We start from the raw sequence: 20970 nt of genomic DNA on the forward strand, positions 1-20970 counted from the left end.
CCGGCGCCGATTACCATGCCTTTCGAACTTCTCATCCGTCGCGCTCGCTCAAGCCTGTCCGGGACTCACCCGGTACGCCTTGAGTAGGCGTCCGGTCCGACTCAGGATCCTGAGGGAGTTCCCAAAATGGATCATACGAGTTCTTCGCCGGGTTGATGTCATCTCCATGCCCGTCCACGATGCGCCCCAAGTTGTAGAGGGATTCGCTATCGCGGTCGAAGTACTTGACGTGGTCATCGAAGTTGTAGCTCGGCCCATCGTAGTGTCCTCCCTTGACCACCCCTTCATTGCGCTGGCGGTTGACATCCTCCGCCCGGAACCGTTGAGCATCGAACTCTTCAGACGAGGGATCGACGCCGAGCCCGATTGGGTGCTTGTTCAACCAGCCCTCATCTCCGAGCGTCGCGACGAGGTCACTGCTGTTGCGGCCGACGTAGACATGGTCTGCCCCGACGCTGAAGTCTGAGGCATCGTCGGCGGGGCCGGTGCCTGGGCTCCCGACAAGGGCTATGTCATCGACGGCGAGGTCGTGCTCTGCGGCCGCGTACGACGTCGCCGTCGAGCCGTAGCTATGCCCGATGGCTGTCATATGGGCGGGGTTATCGGCGCGCGATGCTCGCAATCCGTCTACCGCGGCGGCGAGTCGTTCACCCCCGTCGACGGCGTAGTGCTCGGAGGGGACTTCGCCCCACTCCAGCAGGTCGCCAGCGGGCGTGTTGTATCCGAGCCAGAACATCGTCGCCACGGTCGAACCATCGCCGATGTAGCGCGCGCTTTCGTAGAGATCTGTCGCGTCCTGAACATAGTCTGCAGTGTCGTCCATCTCAGTCCTGATGCCGGGAATCTGGATTGACACATCATCCGCGGTGTCCAGATCTCCCACAGCGATGGCGACCCGACCATCACCGCCGAAGGCGTCCGGATCGTACAACCAAAGCATGCCGCCCGGTTTGTCATCCGTACCAGGTACGACATAAGTGTCGGCCGTTCGCAAAGCCGCTTCCGCAGCCTCGGCATTCACGAGCCGTTGCTTCTCTGTCTCGGTGAGCGTCCCGTCTTCTTCTTTCGCGCGCAGGTCCGCGAGGTCGCTGTCGAGGAGCAGACGGTTCGCATCGTCTCGTGCCCACGCCGGGAGACCGTCAGCGCTTCCGAGCCTCTCCGGATATGCCGCGGTCAGTGCGTCCTGCTCGGCTTCGGAGAGGCCTTCCCACCATGCCGCCATCTTCTCGGGACCGTCTTCGACCGACGGCATGCCATTGATGGCAGTGAGCGCGAGCGGATCGATCCCTCCATCCGCCTCTCCCGCCTCAGCGGCCGTGTCGGCACCGGTGAAGAGCTGGACCAGGAAGTCCTCGTTCGCAGTAACCCGCTGCGTGAAGCTCACGATCTCCGACACCAGGCCGGAGCGTTGTGTCGTCAGGACCCTCGCGCGTTCCTGCAGGGCGCCGATCTCGGACTCCGTCACATCTTGGGCCGCATTCACGTCCGTGATGAGGTCGTTCCGATCGCGATGATAGGTGGTGATCTCACCCGTGAGGTCGGTGTGATCGCTCTTGAGCGTTCGTAGCTGCTCGGCGAAGACATCGACCCCGCGCGCCACACGTTTGAGTGTCGTAGCCATGGGCTCGTGCCTCGTCGCGAAGGCCGATGCGTGGGCGGAGTATGCTGCTGAGGCCTCGCCGACCCAGAGCGCATTGTGGGTGGCCAGTGCTTCTGCTTCATCGGCGAACTCGTTCATCCGCGCCGCATTCGTGAGCAGCGTGCTGGCAAGTGATTCGGCGTCGGCGGGCGAGCCTTCGGGACGGTCGACAGAGCCGATCGCTGCGGGCACATCGATTGTCGTCATCACTTCTCCAGAGCTTCCATGCGCCGAGCGATCTCCTCGTCGAAGTTGGAGTACACCCCGTGCGTGGAACGTAGCTCATCGGCGTAGACGTCGGATGCGACGGACGCCTTCCGTTCTGTGGTTTCCCACATGTCAAGAAAGATGCGACCAGCGCCCTGAGCGACGGAGGGCAGGCCGCCCGTAGACGCGGACGACAGGCTGTCTGCTGCAGCGCGCAGTTGGGATGCTTGAGTGCTCCACCGCGGAATCAGGATCTCGGTCACGGCCGGGTCGTAGTAGACACCGTCGGTCATGATGCTGATCCGATCAGCTCGTGCGAACGCGCCTTGCCGACCGGAAGACCCGTCGACGTGAGACGTAGGAAAAGGCGCCCTGTCTCGGGAGCGAATCCGAAGAGGATCTTCTCGGCGCCGAGCTCTCCAGAACGGTCTGCCGTGATCCGCGGCATTCCGGTCGGCGGAGCGAACACATTCCAGTCTGTCGAGGTCAGCAGCGCGCCCGCTTCACGCAGGTGTCCCAGGCCTGCGGTGCTGCTCACTCCGTCGAGCGTCATCGTGACGGTATGACGCACGGAGTCGCCGGTCGGGCCGGCGATCCATCTGCGAGTGCTGACGGGTAGACCGTGTCCGACGAGCTGTGCCCAATAGTCATCCGCTTTCGTGATCTCAGACTCGGCGAAAGCCCCGGCCGAGCGCGGAGGCAGCCCGGATTCATCGACCAGACCCGGTTCTTGCGGGAGGATGACGATGTCGAGGTCGGGATGCCGTCGTCGCACCACAGACCAGAATGGATCGTCCTTTAATGCCTCGTCATCGACGTTCGACATGTGAGCCCCCCTTGCTTTGCTCGGATGCCTCATCCTAGGCATCCGGCGAGCGGCGCTTCGAGGGGGAGAACTCCCCATACGGTAGCCGCTCCCGTCCCAAGGCCGGATCAGTCGCGGGGGTGAATGGTCTTCTCCAGATCGCGCATCTTCGAGAAGTAGGCACCGTCTGGCATGCGTACGCAGTCGTCGGCGATGGTGATGCCGAGAGTCATCTCGTCGGCACCGTATCGGGTGCCACCAGATGTGAACCCGCCGGTCTTGACGTCCAGGGTGATGTCTGCCCGGACGAATCTGCCCATCGGAGCGGCCGGGTCGACATCAGCGTCATCGAAGTCGTCGGTCGCCGTCCACCCGGCTCTTGTCAATTGTGTCGAGAGCGAATCGAAAGCCGAAACGAGATCATCACCGACCGTCACTCCGATTCCGGCTCCAAATGACGCGCCAGGTGCCGGTTCGCTCTGGCAGGCGTCGACGATGCCGCGCGCCGCCGCATCCGTATACCCGGCCGCGTCGAGGGACTCCAGAAGATCCTGTGCCGCGTCATCGACGGCGGCGGCCTTCTCTTCGAGCACCGCATGGGGGTCAGCGGGGACCGCGGAACAGCCGGTGAGGAGCAGCGCAACGACCGAGATTCCGAGTGCGGCGATCTTCCTCGACATGTCGTGCCCCCTCTCCTCGCCTCGACCGTACGTCCTACCCGCGCCTACGGCGATGGGGACGTCTCCCCACCATGCTCAGGCGACGGCGCGCTCGAGCTTCGGAGCTGCGGGTTCCGCGATGCGCAGGCTGAGAGCATCCGCCAGGGCGAACACGTCGGGGGCGCCGGCAATGCGGGCGGCGTCGATGACGATCTGCGCGCAGGCACGGGCGTCGGCCAGCGCGTCGTGGTGCGAGAATTCCTCGAAACCGGCGGCGGCTGCGGCCTTGGGCAGCCGGTACGAGTCGAGGTCGTACGTCTTGCGCGCGACCTGCAGGCTGCACAGGGAACGGTAGGGAGGGCAGTCGTCGCCCGTCGCCTCGGACGCCCGACGCAGCACGTTGAGGTCGAAACCGGCATTGTGGGCGACGAGCACATCGGCGCCGGCGAACGCGCACAGGCGATCGAACTGTTCGGACCAGGTGGCAGCCCCGATCACGTCCGCGGGACGGATGCCGTGGATCCTGACGTTCCATTCCTGGAACTCATCGTGGCCGGCCGGCGGTTGAATGAGCCAGCCCGCTGTGGCGACGACACGGCCGTCGCGCACCCGCACGAGTCCGACGGAGCAGGCCGAGGCGGGACTGGAATTCGCCGTCTCGAAGTCGATCGCGGTGAAGTCCAGTGGCACGCCTCCACTCTCGCGCCGGCATCCGTCGAGCCTGCGCAGGCACGCCGTAGGCTGGCGACATGGCAGATGGCATGGCTCGCTCATTCGGTGCGGAAGCCGGAAACTATGAGATCGGGCGTCCGGACTACCCGTTCGACGCCGTGGCCTGGATGCTCGAGCCCATGCCGCACGGATCCCGCCGCATCGCCGACGTCGGAGCCGGCACGGGCAAGCTGACCCGGGTGCTCATGAAGGCTCCGGATGCCGAGATCGTCGCCATCGATCCGGATGCTGACATGCTCGCGGCCCTGCGCGCTGCGGTGCCCGGCGTGCCCACCTTCCTGGGGACGGCCGAGTCGTTGCCGCTTCCGGATGCCGGAGTCGATGCGGTCGTACTCGGCCAGGCATGGCACTGGGTGGACCCGGCATCCGCGTCCGCCGAGATCGGCAGAGTCGTGCGCAGCGGGGGAGTGCTCGGTCTCATCTGGAATCTGCGCGATGAGCGCGTCGACTGGGTGCGTCGCCTGACCGGCATCATGCACGGCAGCAATGCCGAGATCATGCTCGGCGAGGGCGACCCCGTCGTATCCGAGCCGTTCGGGCCGCTGGAGCAGCAATCGTGGGAGTGGTCGCGCGCGATCACGCGCGAGCAGCTGCACAGCATGGCGAGTTCTCGCAGCTACGTGATCACGTCGTCGGATGCCGAGAAGGCACGCATCCGTCGCGAGATGGACGAGCTGTTCGACGAACTCGGACTCGCAGCGGACGCAACCATCGATCTGCCCTACGTGACTCGGGCTTTCCGGGCCGTGCGGGCGTAGCCGCGGCTTCCGTCGATCGCCGTCGGGTGACGGCATCCGCCCGGGTAGACTCGACTCCCGTGGCTCTTACTATCGGGATCGTCGGCCTGCCGAATGTCGGCAAGTCCACCCTCTTCAACGCACTGACCAAGAACGACGTGCTCGCGGCGAACTATCCGTTCGCGACGATCGAGCCGAACGTCGGCGTGGTCAACCTTCCCGACGCACGCCTCGACAAGCTCGCCGAGATCTTCGGCAGCGAGCGCATCCTCCCCGCGGCGGTGTCGTTCGTCGACATCGCCGGCATCGTGCGCGGCGCGAGCGAGGGCGAGGGCCTCGGCAACAAGTTCCTCGCGAACATCCGCGAGGCCGACGCGATCGCGCAGGTCGTCCGCGGATTCGCCGACGACGACGTGGTGCACGTGGACGGGGCCGTGAACCCGGCATCCGACATGGAGACCATCAACGCCGAGCTCATGCTCGCCGACCTCGAGACGCTCGAACGGGCCATCACCCGCTACGAGAAGGAGGTGCGCGGCAAGAAGCTCGACCCGTCGGTGCTCGACGCCGCCAAGTCGGCGAAGGATGCTCTCGAGCACGGGCAGCTTCTCTCGACCAGTGGCCTCGACCTGGCGCCGATCCGTGAACTCGGTCTGCTCACGGTCAAGCCCGTCATCTTCGTCTTCAACGTCGATGAGGCGGTGCTCACGGATGACGCGCGCAGGGCCGAGCTCGCCGCTCTCGTCGCCCCGGCGCAGGCGATCTTCCTTGACGCCAAGATCGAGTCGGAGCTGATCGACCTCGATCCGGAGGACGCCGCCGAGCTGCTCGCGGCGACCGGTCAGGACGAGTCCGGTCTCGACCAGCTCGCGCGCATCGGCTTCGACACCCTTGGGCTGCAGACCTACCTGACGGCGGGTCCGAAAGAGGCCCGTGCCTGGACGATCCCCAAGGGCGCGAAGGCTCCGCAGGCGGCCGGCGTGATCCACACCGACTTCGAGAAGGGCTTCATCAAGGCCGAGATCGTCTCGTTCGACGACCTCGTCGAGACAGGATCCGTCATCGAGGCCCGCGCCAAGGGCAAGGCCCGTCTCGAGGGCAAGGACTACGTCATGCAGGACGGCGATGTGGTGGAATTCAGGTTCAACAACTGATTTCAATCCTGATCAGGATTTTTTATCGATCTTCGCCGCGGTCGTGGTGGGTTCCGGATGCGCTTCAGTGCTGCGTGCCTGCTGACCGATTGCGTGCTCATTGCGCGCTCCCGAGTGCTGGTGGTTCGGTCCGGGCGCTCCGTGAGTGGGGTGCTCGGGCTCTGAGGACTCTGACAACGTCGATCCGTAGGGTTGTTTTGTTCCCTCGATAGTCTGGATCGCGAGGGGATCGATCTTGCAGCCGGGGGTGAGCGATGAACGAGTCGGGTCCGTTGATGCTTGACAGTGCGACGGAGTCCTCCTGGCGTGAGTTCTTCCGCAGCGATCGGGCCTTCGCCGCTCCCGTGGATCGGGTTCGGCTTTTGCGTCGCACTCGGACGAATAGTGTCGTGTTGATCGTTTCCGGCGGGGTCATCGTCGTAGCTCTCGGCGGCATCGTCGCGTCGGCGGTGACGGATGCCGGCCGGATGCTGACGTACTTTTGCTGGCGCTGCTGGTTCTCGCCTCTGGTTTCGTCTTCGTCAAGTTCTGGCTGAATCGACGCAGGTTGAGAGCGGGAGAGGGCAGCGCGGCGCAGTTCCTCGTCGTCACTCGGGGCGGGCTTCGGATCGCGGATGCTGTCGAGGTGCCCTGGGCATCGGTGTTCGGGGGCGTGGGATGTGATCTGCGATCGAGCGGTGGACGGGTTGCTGCGCGGATTTCGCGAGCGGCGGGAGTTCCGGAGGCGGAGTTCGTGCTCGGGGTGCGGGGGGTGCGTGAGCTTCGCGATGCGGCGCCCTCGGGGGTGCGGGGTCTGTTCGAGGTGATCGGTTCGCATGGGGGCATCCGGCTGCCGCTGGACACGCTGCTCGCTCCGGATCAGGTTCGGCCGGCGCTGGCGGCTGTGGCTGTAGCGGGGCGGCTTGCGGGCGCGCGAATGGTGCTGTCGAACGACACGGGTACCGTCTTCAGGGCGACGACGGCGGTGCTGGGCGACCCGGCGGCTTTCGCGTCAGGCCCAGGAGCAGCGTGAGATGAACAGTAGTCAACCGGATGCGCGGCGGCTGTCCCTCTCAACTGGGGCAACTATTTCGTGATCGGTGGGGTTTATCTATCAACCGAGTAGACAATCGGCGGAGAACAGAGACAGTAGGGTGTTGCGCGCCGTGGACCCAGCGGCCGAACCGCGTCGACGCGAGATCCCGGTGGATGAGTATCGGGTCACGGAGGTCTCGCCGTCCGCCACGTATCGCGGGCACCGCGTGGACGCGCTGATGCTCCAGTCCGATGGAACTGTGGCGTTCAGGACGTGGGAGCATCCGCGTGAGTGGCCAGCGGACGTGCACCTGAACCGATATGGCATGCCGGAGCGCGCTGGTGACGGGTGGTGGTCGAGCACGGCGTCGGTGTCGGAGCTGTCGGATATCGATGATGGCATTCCCGGGGACTGGCGCCCGTTCCTGCCTCCTTACGATTCTGTCACCCTTGCTCCGAGTGATGGCCGTGCGGAAGCAGGTTGGACTGGACGAGAGAGGCAAGCCCGTGCTGGAGTGGGTGAAGGTCGCGTGATCCCGCTCAACTGGGGATCGTATGTCCTCGTCGATGGTGCCATCTACGAGCCCAAGGGACAGTCGCCGGAGAGCAAGGACCGGATGTTGCTGTTCGCGGTGGACCCGGCGGTGCCGGCGCGGCGCGAGATCCCGTTTGGTCCGGATCTCGGCGGTGCCCACCGGTTTGACGCGCCGTTCACGGGAAACGAGTTCCTCCAGAATCCCGATATGACCTTCAGACCGGAGTGCTACGCGCAAGACAGGATGAATCTGCTGAGAGGTACAGAGATTTGGGTGAATGAACGAGGGATCGCGCGGCTCGTAGCTGTTTTCGATCCTCGGCGCGGGTTCGTCCCTGCGGTGCCGTGATGGAGATCAAGGGCGGGGGCGTATTCGCTCTGCGTGACGGGGTGGAGTACCCAGTCGATCGTGATGCGTCGGGGCGGTCTTGGGTGCTGTTGGGGCCTCGTGGCGACAGCCCGGGGCCTGGGTGGATCGCCGATGGGGACGCATGGGACCTTCCAGTGACCGCGGACATGGTGGATGAGGTTTATGCGTTCCACTACCGCGGTGTGTACAGGGTGTCCCGGTGAGTGTGAGCGCAGCCGACGATGGGAAGGTCTTTGCGTACACGCCTCGTATCAACGAGGGGTTGGCCGTGGGTATGCGTCGTTCGGACAAGTTCGAGGCGGAGATTCTTCTCGATCAGGACGATCCTGATCTGAGTTTCGAGGAGATCCGTCAAACCATCCCGTTCCCGACGTGATGAAGCATTGATGTCGATGGATCTCAATAGCGTGTACTACAGGTCGGATCCGCCGACGCTCGATCTGGAAGGGTGGTTCCGTGGCTGAGATGGTGATGGCGGTGATGCCCGCCAAGGAGCACGCGTGGTTGACGCGCGGGCTGGAGATGATTGTCGGCTTCGCCGTGCGGGCGGACGATATCGAGTGGGCCACGTCTTCTGCTGCCTTGGTCGAGGCCCTAGGGCTCGGGTTCCCTGGAAGCCCGATCGCGGCGGATGCTCCGTTCGTGGATCTGCTCCGTTTCGTGCCGAACGGCCTTCTCACCCTCGTGGACGCTGTCGGTGGAACGACGGTCGAACGTGCGGCACAGCTCGGAGGGAGCTTCGTCCAGCCACCGCCCTTCACAGGCACAGGATTCGTCGCGACCGATCACGTCGTACCGCTCTGGTGGGTCGAGCCCGCCAGAGTTCCGGCCGGAGCGCAGCTCTGGCGCATCTATGCGGATGGTGCGCGGTCGATGCTTGCGGTGTATCCACACGTGGGCATCGGCTGGCAGATCGTTCCAGGACTCGATATCGGCGACCGTCACGCGTTCCCTCCGTCGCACATGCTCGGTATCTTCACGACCTACCGAGGTGAGCGGCTTTTCGCGGATCTGCTCGTTGATGGTGGCGTGATCGTCGCATCACCGGAACCCCTCCCCGGACTGACCGAGCGATCCGAACGGGGCCTCTGGTGGACGGTGGTCGAGGCGTCCACGGGAGGAGAGCCCGTTGGCTATCGCGTGCGAGCGCATTGGCGCGGGCTGCCGTTTGACGTCGTTCATCGGCTGCGCCCCCGGACGGCGACCTCGCGATGCTCGTCTACGCCGATCACGATTGCAGCGCTGCCGAGGCAGCGGGGCTGCCGAAGACGGATCAGGGCGTGTACGAGGTAGTCGCTCCGTGGAGCGAACTGGAGAAGCTCGAGGGCGTCGAGATCAGCGGTGCGGGATCCCGTGAGCGCTGAGGCTGTGAAGGGTGAGCGATGAACGGATTGCGTGACGTCCGGGCCGACGCGGCCTATTTCGATGGTGTGCTGGATCTGATGCGGCGTCACAACGAGCGTCATGATCAGCGGTTGGACGATTCGAATGCGGTGTGGCGTAAACCGTCGTATCGTGGTGCGGCTGCCGGGGATGCGATGGTGCCTCGTTGGGCGCGGTTCAGCGCGTTGTACTCGGCGGGTGCGAGCGTGGCCGAGCTGCGGGCGGAGTACGAGTCTGTTCTCGTCGCGGCGGAACGTGCCGGACGCCTGGCGAAGGAGACGATGCCACCGGACACGATCGCGGTGCGATTCGGGTTCGGTGCCAACCGGGACTTCTACAGGCAGTGGTTGTCGCTCGTGGCGCTTGGCATCGTGTTCGACGTGGACGAGGCGACCTTCGGCAGGGTGGTTGCTGCCGTCGGGTTCAGCGGGGGCGATCGACTGATCGACCGCCTGATTGCGGTGCGGGTCCCCGAGCATCCGATCGGGATGCAGCTGGCGTTCCCGTCGGTGACCGCGGGGCTGGAGCGTGTCTTCGACAGCCGCGATCCGGGCGATGTCGGCACCTACCTTGCCGGGTGGTATCCGGCGTGGAAGGGCGTCGACGGGTGGGGCGGTCACGCGGCCTTGGACAAGAACCAGTACTACGGGTACCGGGCTTTTGAGGTGGCGGGGGTCGTCGCCGCACTGGGTATCGATGATTCGTCGTTCCGTGAGAATGAGTATTACCCGGGGGATCTCGCACTGGGCATCGATGATTCGTCGTTCCGCGAGAACGAGTACTACCCGCGTGATCTACAGACTCTGGAGCGGTGTCGTGTGATCCCGCTCAACTGGGGATCGTATGTCCTCGCCGGCGGGGTCATCTACGAGCCGGGCGGGTACTCGCCCGAGCACAAGGACGGGATGTTGCTGTTCGCGGTGGACCCGGCGGCTGTGCCGGCGCGGCGCGAGATCCCGTTGAAGGAGTACCGCGCGACGCAAGTATCTCCGTCGGCGACGTATCGGGGTCAGCGTGTCCACGATCTGAGCGTTCGCGATGACGGCACGGTGCTCTTCACGCTCCGGACGGATCGCGCTGAGACGGCAGGTTCAGAATGGCCCGACGGCGTCGTCGTGCAGCGGATGACCGGTCAGCATCCGGGTGACAACTTCGTCACAGGCGTCGTTCCGGCATCCGAGTTGTCGGACATCGACGATGACATTCCAGACGAGTGGCGTCCCTTCTTGCCGCCACGTGATGTCCGCGAACGCTGACAGCGTCTCGGCGTGAGGGAGGCTCGATGACCACTTGGCAGAAGCTGTTGATGCCGGCGGGCGCGGATCTGATGCTCAAGCGGGGCGTCGCCGAGATCGGCGGTCCGGTGGTGCGTGCGGGTGATGTGGCGGGGGCTCGTCCTGCCGACCTGGTGCGGGCGTTCGGCCTGGGTGGGGAAGGTCTCGTCTTCCGGGAAGCTCCGGTGAATCGCCGTGGGTTTGGTTCCGCTTCTTTTGGGAGGATGAATCATGCCCCGTCAGTTCCTGCCGGGGTTCCGGCTGGCGCGCGCTCAGGATGCTCGATGAGGCGTTGCCTGAGCGCGATAACACCCGGGCCCGGATCGATAGTCTTCTGAAAGACATACGGATCTGAACCGGAAGCGAGGCATCGCATGATTCAAGGTGACGCCCTCACACTCCTGAGCGCACTTGGCGCACGCGAAGGAGAGCCATCGCTTCAGAAGGTTCTGGACTTCGTCGGCGATGATTATGAGGCGGAGATCTACGACGAAAGCGGCGTCGAAGAGAAGTACCTCGTCGCGGTCGATCGTGGGGTCGACTTCCTCCTCAAAGATGGCGTGCTGACCACGATCTTCATCTACGCGGTCGACAGCGCCGACCAGCGTTCTTACTCGCGATGGTCGGAACTCGTGGAGGGGATCGCTCCGAGCGACACGCGGGAGGACATCGTGCGAGTGCTCGGAGACCCGATCGCTGCGATGGGTGAGTACCTGCGGTATGGGACGAGCGCCGGATTCCTGCAGTTCGATTTCGAGGAGGGGCGCCTGAAGATGCTCGTTCTCATGGCCCAGGTCATCGGAGCGGGTGGGGGGACGGAGTACTCGGATCCCGAACCTGTCGCGGCCACGCACGCTGCCGTGCAGGGAGAGATCTCGGTGTTCATGGGGGCGATCGGGCGAGCGATGTTCTCGCCCGAACATCTCGCGATCATCGGCTTGGCCGGGCCGGCGAACGAATCCTTCGACGAGGAACGCGGAGGAGTTCTCTGGCAGTACGAAGTTTCGGCACGAACCGGAGTCACCCTCCAGTTCCGGCAGGACATCCTTGTCGGCGCGTTGATAACCCTGTTGAGCGAAGACGGAGAGCCTGCATACCCGACGTCGGGGAGCCTCATCGACGGATTGGCGCTGCCCTCCAGTCGCCAGGCAGTCACCGGTCGTCTTGGCGCACCTCGACGCTCCAGCGAGCTCATGGACCTCTACCTCGTCGATGACGTGTATCTCAGGTTTGATTTCCTGGCATCTGGACAGAGCTCGCTTCTGACCGTCGTGAGCCAGGACGTCGAGGTCTGAGCCGCTCGCATACCGCTGGTCTGCGGTCGTAGCTCATGCGTTCGTAACCGCGGCGACGTGGTGAAGTTCCGCTTCAGCAACTGACCGAACGTCTGGAGTAGCGTCGGTCGCGGCCGCCTCGGTGTCGTGGACAGAGCGGCCATCCCGGCTCAGATATGAGTCTCCCGATGGTGGGATCGGCCGCTCTGGTGTCGGCATCCCTCAGAACGAGTCTCCGGCGGCACGATCAGGTGCGGTAGGCCTGGTGTGCTACGGGCTGGTATGACAGCGCGGCCTCGACGATCTGTGCGCTAGAGGCCTCAGCCAGTGCGTCGGGAGGCCAGTAGATGAGATCGCTGGCCGCCGGGTGCGGCACGTTCAGCTGGAACAGTTCGAGGTAGAAGTCGCTGTCCCCGTGATCGGCGATGACTCTGTCGACGATCTCTATCAACTCCTCTCGCGTGATGTCGAGCACTCGTTTCGGCCGGTTGATGACACGATACTGCCGGCGCTGATGTCGATCCGCTTCCACGCCGGGACGTAGGGGGAGATCCGGTTGTAGCGTTCATAATGTCTTCACAGACCATGGCTGCGGATGGAGCGCATGTACGAGGAACGTCATCCCGACTCGACCGTGGTGGAATGCGTGTGGCAGGCGCGGGCGACGCGAGATGAGCGCTACCTGGTCCCGGCGGTCGAGTACTGGGATCTGTGGTTCGCGCGCGCGGCAGGGGGAGAGTTGCTCGCTGGGCTGTCGGGACCGAGCCTGGGGCACCGCTGGATTCGCTCGACGATCGGCGAGCACAGCTGGGGTGTTCAGTTGAAGGCGCATGTCGTCCTGCCTGGAGTGAGCAAGCAGCTCCTGCTCGGCGGCGAGCAGCCGCTGGTTGTGGAAGCCGGACACGTCACACTTGCGCATCACGTCGTGCCGTTCCCGGAGTTCGCGGAGCTCGAGGCCTTCACCGATCGTCTTCTTGAGCTCGACGTGCTGCGCTGCGACGCCGATGTCCGGCGCATACTCTCCGGTGACGATGCGGGGTACTCGGAGCGTCACCAACAGCGCCGGGTCCGCGCCGCAACGGGGCTCACTCGTAAGCAGATCGAGCAGCTGTCGCGCGCGCGTGAAGCGTTCGCCTTGCTGATGCAGGGCGTGCCGCCGAGCGTGTGCGCCGCACGCTGCGGATTCGCGGATCAGGCCCACCTGACTCGTTCGCTCAGGGCCTTCCAGGGGCAGACGCCGGCCCAGGTGCTCTCATGCTGACGATGGCGGAAATGTTCAATACCGGGACCTGCGCTCACTGATGGACTGAAGACATCGCATCCACCACCACGACAGGAGCACACGATGTCTGCACCCGCAGCCCCCGAGGGCTATGCCACCATCAACCCCTTCATCGTCACGAGGAACGCCGATGACATCGCCCGGTTCGTCGTCGACGTCTTCGAAGGTGAGGAACGCGCCGAAGCGCGCACCGTCGACGATGACGGACTGCTGCTGCAGGCTGAGGTGCGCGTCGGTACGACGACCATCATGTTCGCCGAGCGCAAGCCGGACTGGCCGTTCACCCCGAGTCTTCTCCAGATCTACGTCGATGACATCGATTCGGTGATTGAGCGTGCCCTCGCCCGCGACGCGCGGCTCATCACAGAACCGACGGACTTCTTCGGCACTCGATTCGCTCGGATCCAGGATTCGAGCGCGAACATCTGGTGGATCTGGCAGCATGGCGAGCCGGTCTGGGAAGAATCGTCCGGCGAGAAGGACTGGGCCACCGAGGAGCAGGGCGACGGGTGGGACGCGGTCTCGCCCGAACTCGCGTACATTCACGACACGCTGCTCGAAGCGATGGCCGCCCTGCGCGACTTGAGGGCCTGAGAGGGCATCACTGCCGATGCTGCGCGAGCCAGGTGTGGTTGACGATGGCGGTGGCGACGGCATCCCGCCACTGCTTGCCATCTGAGCCGCCGAAGAGATTGCGAGCGTAGAACGGTGAGGTCTCGCGATGGGGTGAGCCGTCATGGATGCTCCGCGCGAGCTCACAGAGGTAGGAGCGGCCGTCGGTCCGGTACGCCTCGACATCGGCGGCATCCAGGCGCACGAGCGCCGAAGCGTCCACCATCGAGGAGACGACGTAACGGGCGTCCAGGAACAGCGCGTCCTTTCGACGAACGAGGAACCACGCACCCGGCTCATGGTCGACATAGTGCAGAGCCTCCTGATCGGCGGCGATCCTCTCCTCGTCGCCCCACAGCTCGACCGCGGGTATCGCTTCAAGCGGATGCCTGCGCGCTTCGTCCATGGCGCAGTACTCGAACCGGGGGCCGCTGTCACGGACGAGTGCGAAGCAGACGATCCGGTGGCATCGCGTGCAGCGCAGCTGGCACTCGACGCGGGGCATGAGCCGAGAGGCATGAAGCGGAACGAGATCGCTCAGGCGCACCCAATGCAGATCCTCGACCAGGATGCCGGCGCTCACGGCGTCGCCCAGTGCACGTACGGTCGCGTTCACATCGACAGCGCCGTGATCACGGACGAGCACCTCCGCACAGGCAATGCAGTCGTCGTCGTCCGGCCGGCAGCCGAGGCCGGGTTTGGTCGCCACGACAGTGATACCGACGAGGTTGCCGGGCTCGTTCCAGCCGCGATTCCCTGCGAAGTCCGCCGTCGCGTACACAGGGCCGAGCGTGAAGTAGGGCTGCCCGAAACCAGCGAAGCCGCGTGGCGCTCCGATCGCCGTCACCAGCTCTTCGAGTGTCGCGTTCGGGCTGGCGCCGGGGATCCACGCGGAGAGCTCGACCGTGGCATCCCGCGCGTGGAGGGTGACCGCGACGACGATCTCATCGTGCAGGATTACCTCGATGCCCGTGGCGTAATGCAGGCGGCGGGAACGGATCGCAGGTTCACCGACGAGACGCTCTGTGACGCCGTCAGGCGCTGGGCCAGCCGCATCCAGAAGTCGTCTGGCGCCGGAGGCCGTCACGTGCAACCCGATGGCATCGACGATCAGCGGCAGTTTCGTCTTCCTGCGCCAGCGTTCCATGCGATCAGACCGTTGCATCGATCGGGTGCGGCTCAGACGCGCGAGGCCGGCACGGATCGTCATGGGTACGAGCCTAAGTCAGACGTGCCGGCTGCCAGGTAGTCTTACCCCGCGCCGAAGAGCACGCGGCATCGGCAAGGAAGATGACAGGGAGAAGTCGTGTCAGTTCGTGCAGGACGGGTGTTCCTGGGGATCACGGCAGCGGTCTTCTTCGGCTGCGTGGTCTGGCTTGCCGTCGCCTCGATGCGGCATGGAACGATCTCGGGAGCGTCCGCAGTTCCGATCGCGGTGGCGCTGGCCGCTGTCATCGGCTTCGCCATCGGGACGATGCTTTTCCCCCGATTCGCCGAGGCTCACGTGGGGTCGGAGAATCTGATCCTCCGGCGTGTGCTGGGCGCTCCTCGACGAATCCCGCTCGCCGTGATCGACATGGTCGTGGTCGTCAAGCAGCTGCACCTGCCGTCGCGCTCGGGAGCTGCGCCAGTCATCCGGGTCGTGCTGCGCGCGGGGGACCGCACCTTTCTCGCCTTCACTCCGCGCGGCGACGGGGTGGTGCAGCAGCTGAGCGCTCACGGCATACCCGTGGAGACGGTCAGTGAGCCGGTCTCGCCCCGCGAGCTCGCGCAGCGGTATCCGGGGTCCGTCAGCCTCGCCGAACGGGTGGTCAGTGCGTTGCCCTGGCTCGCGATCGTGATCGGCGTGGTCGTTGTGGCCTGGGTGTGCGGGGAGGCACTGCGCCGGTGACCTAGCGTTAATGACGCTCCTCGTTACACATCCATCCGGGAGAGATCCTCATGGAGGACTTCATTGAGGGCTTCGGGATCACGCAGAACAAGCTCGCGGTGCCGATCGGTGTCCCGCCGTGCCGGATCGATGAGATCGTGCACGGCAAGCGGGGGATCACCGCGGATACGGCGATCCGCCTGGCTCGCTACTTCGGTGCCTCCGAGGATTTCTGGATGAACCTGCAGTCGAACTACGAGCTGTGGCTCGAGCGTCGAGCGCTGCGCGACAAAGTCGCTGCGATCACGTCGCTGAAAGTGTCGAGTCGTCAGTCGCGGACGAGTTTGCGGAGCAGGGCCTCGAGATGCCGCCGCTCCGTGTCGTCGAGGGGGGAGAGGAGCTGGTTCTCCAGCTGCAGATGCGCGGGGTAGGCGTCATCGATGAGCGCACGGCCCTCGGGGGTCAGCTCGACGATACGGCCGCGTGCATCATCCGTCCGCTGGCTGCGGGTGACGAGCCCGGTCGCCTCGAGCCGGTCGACGCGCTTCGACGTCGCGCCCGCGGTGACAACCGTGTGCGCGGCGATGTCTCCCTGCGACAGTGCAAAAGGTGCGCCCGCTCGACGGAGTGCGCAAAGGACGTCGAACTCGCCCTCGCCCAGCCCGAACCGGCGATAGTTCTCGATCAGCTCCCGCGTGAACTCGTCCGAGACTCGCCGCATCCGACCGATCACCGCCATCGGGCTCGGATCGAGGTCCGGGCGCTCGCGACGCCACTGCTCGACGAACATCCCCACGCGATCCTGGCTGCTCATGCACCCATTATAGTTTCCGCGGAACGTATACTGGTTTCCATGGAAACGAAAACGCGAGCACCGGGACTGTGGCGCAGGGTGCGATGGCCCCTGATCGCGGCGATCGGGCCGATCGCGTTCGGCTCGAACTACTTCGTCACGCACGAGTTCCTGCCGGCCGACTCGCCGCTGTGGGGGTCTGCCATTCGGGCGCTGCCGGCCGGGCTGGTGCTCCTGATCGTCGCCCGGAGGCTTCCTGTGGGAGCGTGGTGGTGGCGTTCGATGATCCTCGGCACGCTGAACATGGGGATGTTCTTCTGTCTGGTGTATGTGGCAGCCCAGCTGCTGCCCTCCAGCATCGCCGCCTCATTGATGTCGCTGAGTCCGATCGTCATCGCCGCAGCTGCGTGGCTGCTCATCCACGAGCGACCCGCGCCGCGCGTGATCGTCGGCGCGGTGATCGGAGGAGCCGGGGTCCTGCTGATCGTCGGCACGGCGACCGGCGCGCTCGACGGCTGGGGCATCGCAGCGTCGATCGCGTCCATGGTCCTCTCCTCGATCGGCGCGATCCTCACGAAACGATGGCAGGATGACACGCCCGTGCTGACCGTCACCGCCTGGCAGCTCATCGTCGGCGGAGTCGAGTTGCTTGTCGCTGCAGCCATCGTCGAAGGCGCGCCGCCTGCCATCACGCCCGTCGATTCCCTCGCTTTCGCCTACGTCAGCCTTGTGGCCACTGCGCTGGCGTTCGTCTGCTGGTTCACCGGGTTCCGGCACCTTCCGGCGGGAGTCGTGGGCGTCATCGGCCTGCTCAATCCGGTCACCGGCGTCTTGCTCGGCGTCCTCCTCGGAGGTGAGACCCTCACGCCGCTGCAGATCGTCGGCATCCTCCTCGTGCTCGCGAGCATCTCGATCGTCAACACACGCCGGCGCACCCCGCGACGACGGGTGTCCGCCGCCAGGCCGTCAGCCCGCCGTTCGGATCGATCACAGCTCCGGAACGGAGACGCTGGTTCCCGGCATCCTGGCGAGTGAGAGCGCATGGGGCCGCTCGACGACCCGGGCTGACGGGCGTGTGCTGGACGTGACATCGTCGAGGTGGAATTCGGCGATCTGCTGCTCGCGATCATCGGCTTGGCCGGGCCGCCGAGCGATTCCTTCGACGAGGCGCGCGGGGGAGTTCTCTGGCAATACGAAGTATCGGCACGAACCGGAGTCACCCTCCATTTAAGGAAGCACGGGGATCAGGTACGGTGGTCGATCGCTGAGCGGAGACAACGTCTCGCCGCCTCCAGGCAGCGACTCGCCGTCGAGGCTCACGTGCTCCGCAGCGGCACGCCTCGGCGACCCCTGGCTCCGCGGGCTGCCAGCGCATACCGTGGAGGTATGGAACTGCGCACGAGCAGGACCCTTCTGCACTACGTCGAGCACGGGGCGGGGCGCCCGGTGCTCGTACTGCACGGCGCGGGCGTCGACCACCGCGAGGCCGAGGGCTGCATCGAGCCGGCGTTCGCGGGGGCCGACAGGTTTCGGCGGATCTATCCCGACCTGCCCGGAATGGGGCGCACAGCGGCCGACGGTCTCGACAGTGCGGAGGACGTCGTCGCCGTTCTGTGCGAGTTCGCCGATCGGGTCGCCGGCGGAGAGCCGTGTCTCATCGTGGCGCATTCGGCCGGGGCGCACTTCGCGCTCGGGATGGCGGCGCGCCGTCCCGCGGCCGTCGTCGGGCTGGCCTTGATCTGCCCGCTGCTCCCGAACGTTCGGGACGTGCCGCAGCATCGGATCATCGTCGGGTCCGGCGAACTCGGCGACGAGACGTTCCGGGACTACTTCGTGGTGCAGACCCCCGAGATGCTCGAGCGATACGAACGCCTCGTCGTACCCGGTATGCAGCTCGCCGACGAGGAGGCGATGGAGCGGATCGGCGAGCGCTGGGAGCTCGCGCTAGAGGTGCCGTTCGAGGGGCCGGCGCTGATCCTGGTGGGGCGGCTGGATGCGACGGTCGGCTACGCGGCGGCCCTCGACCTCGCACACCGCTGGTCCCGCGCCACCGTGGTCGTCAGCGACGGCGCCGGACATGCGCTTCCCCACGAGAAGCCCGAGCTGTTGCGTGTGCTGCTCCAGGACTGGCTGAAGCGGTGTGAGTAGGCGCTCAGACGCTCCGAGCGACGTCGCCCGGCTCAGCGAGTCGAGGAGGCTTCGGTGCCGCTCGTGGAGGGACTCGACGGGGAAGCCGGGAGCAGCTCGGCGATGAGGTGTTCGACCCGGGTGCGGATCTCGTCGCGGATGGGGCGGACCGCGTCGATGGTCTGCCCCGCGGGGTCGTCCAGAACCCAGTCCTCGTATCGCTTGCCGGGGAAGATCGGGCATGCGTCGCCGCATCCCATCGTGATCACGGCATCCGACTCGCGCACGGCCTCGACGGTCAGCAGCTTCGGTGTGTTCGAGGCGATATCGATGCCCTCTTCTGCCATCGCGGCGACCGCGACTGGATTGATCTGATCCTTCGGTGCCGACCCCGCGGACAGGACCTCGATGCGGTCGCCGGCAAAGGCCTGCAGATAGCCGGCCGCCATCTGCGAACGGCCGGCGTTGTGCACGCAGACGAACAATACGGTGGGCTTCTCCGCCATGGTCGGGTCCTCTCCTCGAAGCGCTGGTCGCATCCAGCTTGACGGATGAACTATAGCTCAGTCAATATTGAGACAATGAACAATGAGCGAATTCAGTCGGTGGAAGAGCGGGCGCGCACGCATGCGGCTCTCGCGGATCCGGTGCGATTGCGGATGCTCGATCTGCTGACTCTTGGTGATCTCTCGCCGACCGAGCTTCGCGAGGCGATCGGCGTGCCGTCGAATCTTCTCGCTCACCACCTGAACGTGCTCGAGAGGGTGGGCATCATCACCCGCGGTCGTTCTGAAGGCGACGGCCGCCGGACGTATGTCGGCCTGGTCCCCGGCGCGCTGACAGGGCTCGGGTCGTCCGCCGTCGCTGTCGCTGACCGCGTCGTGTTCCTCTGCTCCGCCAACTCCGCGCGTTCCCAGCTCGCCCGGGCTCTGTGGAACACGGTCAGCCCGGTGCCGGCGCAGTCCGCTGGCACGCACCCGGCTGATCGAGTCGCCCCGGGGGCGATCGCGGCGGCCATCCGGCATGGCCTCGACCTCGCCGGCGCGGTGCCGCAACCCGTGGACGACGTCGACCTGGAGGGTGCGTTCATCGTCACGGTCTGCGATCGGGCTCACGAGGAGTACCCCGAGGGAAGCGTGCACTGGTCCGTGCCCGACCCGGTCCGAATCGGAACCGACGAGGCATTCGATTCCGCGTTCGAGGACATCCACCGCCGCGTCGACCAGCTCGCCCAGCGGGTCGTCGCCGTTGCGTGAGCCCCGCGCTGTCAGCGATGTCCAGGGGGTGCCGGTGAGGGCGGAGCGCCTCGCCGTCCGGTCGCAGGGCTCTCGCAGATCGGCCGCTGTGCCCGTTGCTGATCGTCGCGTCCAGGATGACGGCGCCGCGCGACGGAGGTACGGACGGGGCCTCGAGGAGAACAGGTGGTGTTCGATCTGGTGATTCAACCCGCCCATCGCGACGTTGTGGTTCGGGGTGAAGGGGAAGAGCGTCGGTGCTGCAGGCCCCGCCTGCGGATGTGCTGGGCCAGTTCCGTGATTGTGCTCGAGCCGTATGTCCGGCGATCGTGGGGTCTGGTGGGGATCGTCGGACGGATGCCGCCCATGATGGCTTCTTCCGGGTATCGCGCTACCCGCGGACGGCACCGCCTTCTTCGTTCCAGTCTGCGATGCGCGCCTCATCGTCGTCCGGGGACCGGGGCGGTTCACCGGAGAAGGAGACGGATTCGGCGAGAGCCGCGACGGCAGCCGCGCGCTCCTGCTCGCGGTGTGTGGCTTGCTCGTACCTGTCGGCTGCGAACATCCTCTCGGTGCGCAGAGCAGTGCTGATCTCGGCGAGGAGAGTGGCGAGCACAGCGCCGAGCCCGTCCCGCAGTTCCTCCAGATTCGTGTTCGCGATCTCCAGACGCCGATCCGCGACATGCAGTTCGACGGTGGGGAATCCGTGCGCCGAGAGATACGCACGAGTCTTGTCTCCCTCTATCGCGGCGACTTCGTCACGATCGGTCTTGCGCGTGAACACCGCTTCCACGGTGTAGCGTTCGGGGGCTGTCTCCGTCAGGAGCGTCGCGGGAAGCGAGCCGATGAGGACGGATCCGAGCCCAAGCAGTCCAGGTTCTTGCCCTGCGATCTTCACTTGTGCGTTCATGAACCGACGGTACGCCCCGGACATGTGTGCGCTCACAGGATGGCGAGTCCGTCAACCGCGTTCGTCCGGGCTCTGCGAGGCGATGTGCTTCGGCTTCGACGATCGATCATGTTCCTCGAAATCCGCACGAGCCGCAGTCTCCGCGGTCGCGGAGTACGGATGCCAGTGCATCCCCACCGCCCGCTGCCAGTCGGTGTCTGCCTCGCTGGCTCGCTTGCCCGGTGCGCGCGAGCTGGGCGTGGCATCGGTATCGGTCGAGTGTGCAGCCGTGTCTTCGCCGGCATCCTCTTCGGACGAACGCTTGGTGTTCATCCGAAGACCGTACGTCCACGACATGTACGCGCTCACAGGTTGGCGG

At 65.6% G+C, this 20970-nt stretch carries 26 protein-coding genes and 1 pseudogene; 15 read left to right on the forward strand and 12 right to left on the reverse strand.

The window, feature by feature from the left end:
- Nucleotides 1–31: 31 nt before the first annotated feature.
- From ACI3KS_RS08810 to ACI3KS_RS08830, 5 genes are all read right to left on the reverse strand, one after another.
- Nucleotides 32–1846, reverse strand: a complete 1815-nt coding sequence (locus ACI3KS_RS08810) for an alpha/beta hydrolase (protein ID WP_404917313.1) — start codon at nucleotides 1844–1846, stop codon at nucleotides 32–34.
- Nucleotides 1846–2139, reverse strand: coding sequence for a hypothetical protein (locus tag ACI3KS_RS08815; RefSeq protein ID WP_404917315.1), 294 nt, complete (start codon nucleotides 2137–2139; stop codon nucleotides 1846–1848). Before ACI3KS_RS08815 ends, ACI3KS_RS08810 begins: the two co-directional genes overlap by 1 nt.
- Nucleotides 2136–2672 (reverse strand): hypothetical protein, encoded by a 537-nt coding sequence (locus ACI3KS_RS08820; protein WP_404917317.1) that lies wholly within the window; start codon nucleotides 2670–2672, stop codon nucleotides 2136–2138. Before ACI3KS_RS08820 ends, ACI3KS_RS08815 begins: the two co-directional genes overlap by 4 nt.
- Before the next feature lie 107 nt (nucleotides 2673–2779).
- On the reverse strand, nucleotides 2780–3331 hold the full coding sequence (locus ACI3KS_RS08825; RefSeq protein WP_404917319.1) for a hypothetical protein: 552 nt from the start codon (nucleotides 3329–3331) through the stop codon (nucleotides 2780–2782).
- 75 nt (nucleotides 3332–3406) lie between these two features.
- A complete protein-coding gene (locus ACI3KS_RS08830; RefSeq protein ID WP_404917321.1) occupies nucleotides 3407–4000 on the reverse strand; it encodes a 3'-5' exonuclease in 594 nt (197 codons plus the stop codon).
- Between the two features lie 59 nt (nucleotides 4001–4059).
- On the opposite strand from ACI3KS_RS08830, the gene ACI3KS_RS08835 reads away from it, so the two are divergent.
- The 5 genes from ACI3KS_RS08835 to ACI3KS_RS08855 all read left to right on the forward strand — a co-directional run bounded on the left by ACI3KS_RS08835 (nucleotide 4060) and on the right by ACI3KS_RS08855 (nucleotide 8228).
- Nucleotides 4060–4800, forward strand: coding sequence for a class I SAM-dependent methyltransferase (locus ACI3KS_RS08835; protein WP_404917323.1), 741 nt, complete (start codon nucleotides 4060–4062; stop codon nucleotides 4798–4800).
- A 59-nt stretch (nucleotides 4801–4859) separates the two neighbouring features.
- Entirely contained in the window at nucleotides 4860–5933 is a 1074-nt protein-coding gene (ychF, locus tag ACI3KS_RS08840) for a redox-regulated ATPase YchF (RefSeq protein ID WP_404917325.1), read from the forward strand.
- 481 nt (nucleotides 5934–6414) lie between these two features.
- A complete protein-coding gene (locus tag ACI3KS_RS08845) occupies nucleotides 6415–6945 on the forward strand; it encodes a hypothetical protein (protein ID WP_404917327.1) in 531 nt (176 codons plus the stop codon).
- Nucleotides 6946–7477: 532 nt separating this feature from the next.
- The gene (locus ACI3KS_RS08850; protein WP_404917329.1) at nucleotides 7478–7831 is read left to right on the forward strand and encodes a hypothetical protein; all 354 of its coding nucleotides are present in this window, start codon (nucleotides 7478–7480) and stop codon (nucleotides 7829–7831) included.
- Nucleotides 7832–8051: 220 nt separating this feature from the next.
- Nucleotides 8052–8228: a hypothetical protein gene (locus ACI3KS_RS08855; RefSeq protein WP_404917331.1), complete on the forward strand. Its 177-nt coding sequence runs from the start codon at nucleotides 8052–8054 to the stop codon at nucleotides 8226–8228.
- A gap of 218 nt (nucleotides 8229–8446) precedes the next feature.
- Here the strand turns inward: ACI3KS_RS08855 and ACI3KS_RS08860 are convergent, their stop codons facing one another.
- On the reverse strand, nucleotides 8447–8797 hold the full coding sequence (locus tag ACI3KS_RS08860; protein WP_404917333.1) for a hypothetical protein: 351 nt from the start codon (nucleotides 8795–8797) through the stop codon (nucleotides 8447–8449).
- Nucleotides 8798–9063: 266 nt separating this feature from the next.
- Between ACI3KS_RS08860 and ACI3KS_RS08865 the strand changes: the two genes are divergently transcribed.
- The 3 genes from ACI3KS_RS08865 to ACI3KS_RS08875 all read left to right on the forward strand — a co-directional run bounded on the left by ACI3KS_RS08865 (nucleotide 9064) and on the right by ACI3KS_RS08875 (nucleotide 11804).
- Entirely contained in the window at nucleotides 9064–9216 is a 153-nt protein-coding gene (locus tag ACI3KS_RS08865; RefSeq protein ID WP_404917335.1) for a hypothetical protein, read from the forward strand.
- Nucleotides 9217–9234: 18 nt separating this feature from the next.
- A complete protein-coding gene (locus ACI3KS_RS08870) occupies nucleotides 9235–10491 on the forward strand; it encodes a PoNe immunity protein domain-containing protein (protein WP_404917337.1) in 1257 nt (418 codons plus the stop codon).
- A 392-nt stretch (nucleotides 10492–10883) separates the two neighbouring features.
- Nucleotides 10884–11804 carry a hypothetical protein gene (locus ACI3KS_RS08875; protein ID WP_404917339.1) on the forward strand — a complete coding sequence of 307 codons (921 nt, stop codon included), beginning with the start codon at nucleotides 10884–10886 and terminating at the stop codon, nucleotides 11802–11804.
- 226 nt (nucleotides 11805–12030) lie between these two features.
- Here the strand turns inward: ACI3KS_RS08875 and ACI3KS_RS08880 are convergent, their stop codons facing one another.
- The gene (locus tag ACI3KS_RS08880) at nucleotides 12031–12258 is read right to left on the reverse strand and encodes a hypothetical protein (RefSeq protein ID WP_404917341.1); all 228 of its coding nucleotides are present in this window, start codon (nucleotides 12256–12258) and stop codon (nucleotides 12031–12033) included.
- Nucleotides 12259–12378: 120 nt separating this feature from the next.
- On the opposite strand from ACI3KS_RS08880, the gene ACI3KS_RS08885 reads away from it, so the two are divergent.
- Nucleotides 12379–13044, forward strand: a complete 666-nt coding sequence (locus ACI3KS_RS08885; RefSeq protein ID WP_404917343.1) for a helix-turn-helix domain-containing protein — start codon at nucleotides 12379–12381, stop codon at nucleotides 13042–13044.
- An 84-nt stretch (nucleotides 13045–13128) separates the two neighbouring features.
- On the forward strand, nucleotides 13129–13659 hold the full coding sequence (locus ACI3KS_RS08890; RefSeq protein WP_404917345.1) for a VOC family protein: 531 nt from the start codon (nucleotides 13129–13131) through the stop codon (nucleotides 13657–13659).
- 7 nt (nucleotides 13660–13666) lie between these two features.
- Here ACI3KS_RS08890 and ACI3KS_RS08895 read toward each other — a convergent pair whose 3' ends face one another.
- A complete protein-coding gene (locus ACI3KS_RS08895; RefSeq protein ID WP_404917347.1) occupies nucleotides 13667–14887 on the reverse strand; it encodes a hypothetical protein in 1221 nt (406 codons plus the stop codon).
- Nucleotides 14888–14983: 96 nt separating this feature from the next.
- Between ACI3KS_RS08895 and ACI3KS_RS08900 the strand changes: the two genes are divergently transcribed.
- Nucleotides 14984–15568, forward strand: a complete 585-nt coding sequence (locus ACI3KS_RS08900; RefSeq protein ID WP_404917349.1) for a hypothetical protein — start codon at nucleotides 14984–14986, stop codon at nucleotides 15566–15568.
- Between the two features lie 29 nt (nucleotides 15569–15597).
- Nucleotides 15598–15870: pseudogene (locus ACI3KS_RS08905) on the forward strand (HigA family addiction module antitoxin); the annotation flags it as partial.
- A 5-nt stretch (nucleotides 15871–15875) separates the two neighbouring features.
- Here the strand turns inward: ACI3KS_RS08905 and ACI3KS_RS08910 are convergent.
- Nucleotides 15876–16361 (reverse strand): MarR family winged helix-turn-helix transcriptional regulator, encoded by a 486-nt coding sequence (locus ACI3KS_RS08910; protein ID WP_404917351.1) that lies wholly within the window; start codon nucleotides 16359–16361, stop codon nucleotides 15876–15878.
- Nucleotides 16362–16400: 39 nt separating this feature from the next.
- Here ACI3KS_RS08910 and ACI3KS_RS08915 point away from each other — a divergent pair, with 39 nt between their 5' ends.
- Both ACI3KS_RS08915 and ACI3KS_RS08920 read left to right on the forward strand, forming a co-directional pair.
- Nucleotides 16401–17375: a DMT family transporter gene (locus ACI3KS_RS08915; protein WP_404917353.1), complete on the forward strand. Its 975-nt coding sequence runs from the start codon at nucleotides 16401–16403 to the stop codon at nucleotides 17373–17375.
- 351 nt (nucleotides 17376–17726) lie between these two features.
- Nucleotides 17727–18488, forward strand: coding sequence for an alpha/beta fold hydrolase (locus ACI3KS_RS08920; RefSeq protein ID WP_404917355.1), 762 nt, complete (start codon nucleotides 17727–17729; stop codon nucleotides 18486–18488).
- 32 nt (nucleotides 18489–18520) lie between these two features.
- On the opposite strand, the gene ACI3KS_RS08925 is transcribed toward ACI3KS_RS08920, so the two are convergent.
- A complete protein-coding gene (locus tag ACI3KS_RS08925) occupies nucleotides 18521–18973 on the reverse strand; it encodes an arsenate reductase ArsC (RefSeq protein WP_404917357.1) in 453 nt (150 codons plus the stop codon).
- Between the two features lie 75 nt (nucleotides 18974–19048).
- On the opposite strand from ACI3KS_RS08925, the gene ACI3KS_RS08930 reads away from it, so the two are divergent.
- Nucleotides 19049–19723: a helix-turn-helix domain-containing protein gene (locus tag ACI3KS_RS08930; protein WP_404917359.1), complete on the forward strand. Its 675-nt coding sequence runs from the start codon at nucleotides 19049–19051 to the stop codon at nucleotides 19721–19723.
- Nucleotides 19724–20093: 370 nt separating this feature from the next.
- Here the strand turns inward: ACI3KS_RS08930 and ACI3KS_RS08935 are convergent, their stop codons facing one another.
- Entirely contained in the window at nucleotides 20094–20612 is a 519-nt protein-coding gene (locus tag ACI3KS_RS08935) for a hypothetical protein (RefSeq protein ID WP_404917361.1), read from the reverse strand.
- Between the two features lie 51 nt (nucleotides 20613–20663).
- Entirely contained in the window at nucleotides 20664–20924 is a 261-nt protein-coding gene (locus ACI3KS_RS08940) for a hypothetical protein (RefSeq protein WP_404917363.1), read from the reverse strand.
- Between the last annotated feature and the right edge of the window lie 46 nt (nucleotides 20925–20970).

It is taken from the genome of Microbacterium sp. ZW T5_45, from assembly GCF_044987415.1.
In the GTDB taxonomy this organism is placed as follows: Bacteria; Actinomycetota; Actinomycetes; order Actinomycetales; family Microbacteriaceae; genus Microbacterium.

Excerpts from the sequence above, each read along its gene's own strand:
- ACI3KS_RS08820 (WP_404917317.1), bottom strand. The coding sequence starts at position 2,672 with ATGTCGAACGTCGATGACGAGGCATTAAAGGACGATCCATTCTGGTCT.
- ACI3KS_RS08890 (WP_404917345.1), top strand. The coding sequence starts at position 13,129 with ATGTCTGCACCCGCAGCCCCCGAGGGCTATGCCACCATCAACCCCTTC.
- ACI3KS_RS08925 (WP_404917357.1), bottom strand. The coding sequence starts at position 18,973 with ATGGCGGAGAAGCCCACCGTATTGTTCGTCTGCGTGCACAACGCCGGC.
- ACI3KS_RS08930 (WP_404917359.1), top strand. The coding sequence starts at position 19,049 with ATGAACAATGAGCGAATTCAGTCGGTGGAAGAGCGGGCGCGCACGCAT.
- ACI3KS_RS08895 (WP_404917347.1), bottom strand. The coding sequence starts at position 14,887 with ATGACGATCCGTGCCGGCCTCGCGCGTCTGAGCCGCACCCGATCGATG.
- ACI3KS_RS08910 (WP_404917351.1), bottom strand. The coding sequence starts at position 16,361 with ATGAGCAGCCAGGATCGCGTGGGGATGTTCGTCGAGCAGTGGCGTCGC.
- ACI3KS_RS08865 (WP_404917335.1), top strand. The coding sequence starts at position 9,064 with ATGCTCGTCTACGCCGATCACGATTGCAGCGCTGCCGAGGCAGCGGGG.
- ACI3KS_RS08920 (WP_404917355.1), top strand. The coding sequence starts at position 17,727 with ATGGAACTGCGCACGAGCAGGACCCTTCTGCACTACGTCGAGCACGGG.
- ACI3KS_RS08940 (WP_404917363.1), bottom strand. The coding sequence starts at position 20,924 with ATGAACACCAAGCGTTCGTCCGAAGAGGATGCCGGCGAAGACACGGCT.
- ACI3KS_RS08835 (WP_404917323.1), top strand. The coding sequence starts at position 4,060 with ATGGCAGATGGCATGGCTCGCTCATTCGGTGCGGAAGCCGGAAACTAT.
- ACI3KS_RS08815 (WP_404917315.1), bottom strand. The coding sequence starts at position 2,139 with ATGACCGACGGTGTCTACTACGACCCGGCCGTGACCGAGATCCTGATT.
- ACI3KS_RS08810 (WP_404917313.1), bottom strand. The coding sequence starts at position 1,846 with ATGACGACAATCGATGTGCCCGCAGCGATCGGCTCTGTCGACCGTCCC.
- ACI3KS_RS08935 (WP_404917361.1), bottom strand. The coding sequence starts at position 20,612 with ATGAACGCACAAGTGAAGATCGCAGGGCAAGAACCTGGACTGCTTGGG.
- ACI3KS_RS08875 (WP_404917339.1), top strand. The coding sequence starts at position 10,884 with ATGATTCAAGGTGACGCCCTCACACTCCTGAGCGCACTTGGCGCACGC.
- ACI3KS_RS08915 (WP_404917353.1), top strand. The coding sequence starts at position 16,401 with ATGGAAACGAAAACGCGAGCACCGGGACTGTGGCGCAGGGTGCGATGG.
- ACI3KS_RS08825 (WP_404917319.1), bottom strand. The coding sequence starts at position 3,331 with ATGTCGAGGAAGATCGCCGCACTCGGAATCTCGGTCGTTGCGCTGCTC.
- ACI3KS_RS08870 (WP_404917337.1), top strand. The coding sequence starts at position 9,235 with ATGAACGGATTGCGTGACGTCCGGGCCGACGCGGCCTATTTCGATGGT.
- ACI3KS_RS08885 (WP_404917343.1), top strand. The coding sequence starts at position 12,379 with ATGGAGCGCATGTACGAGGAACGTCATCCCGACTCGACCGTGGTGGAA.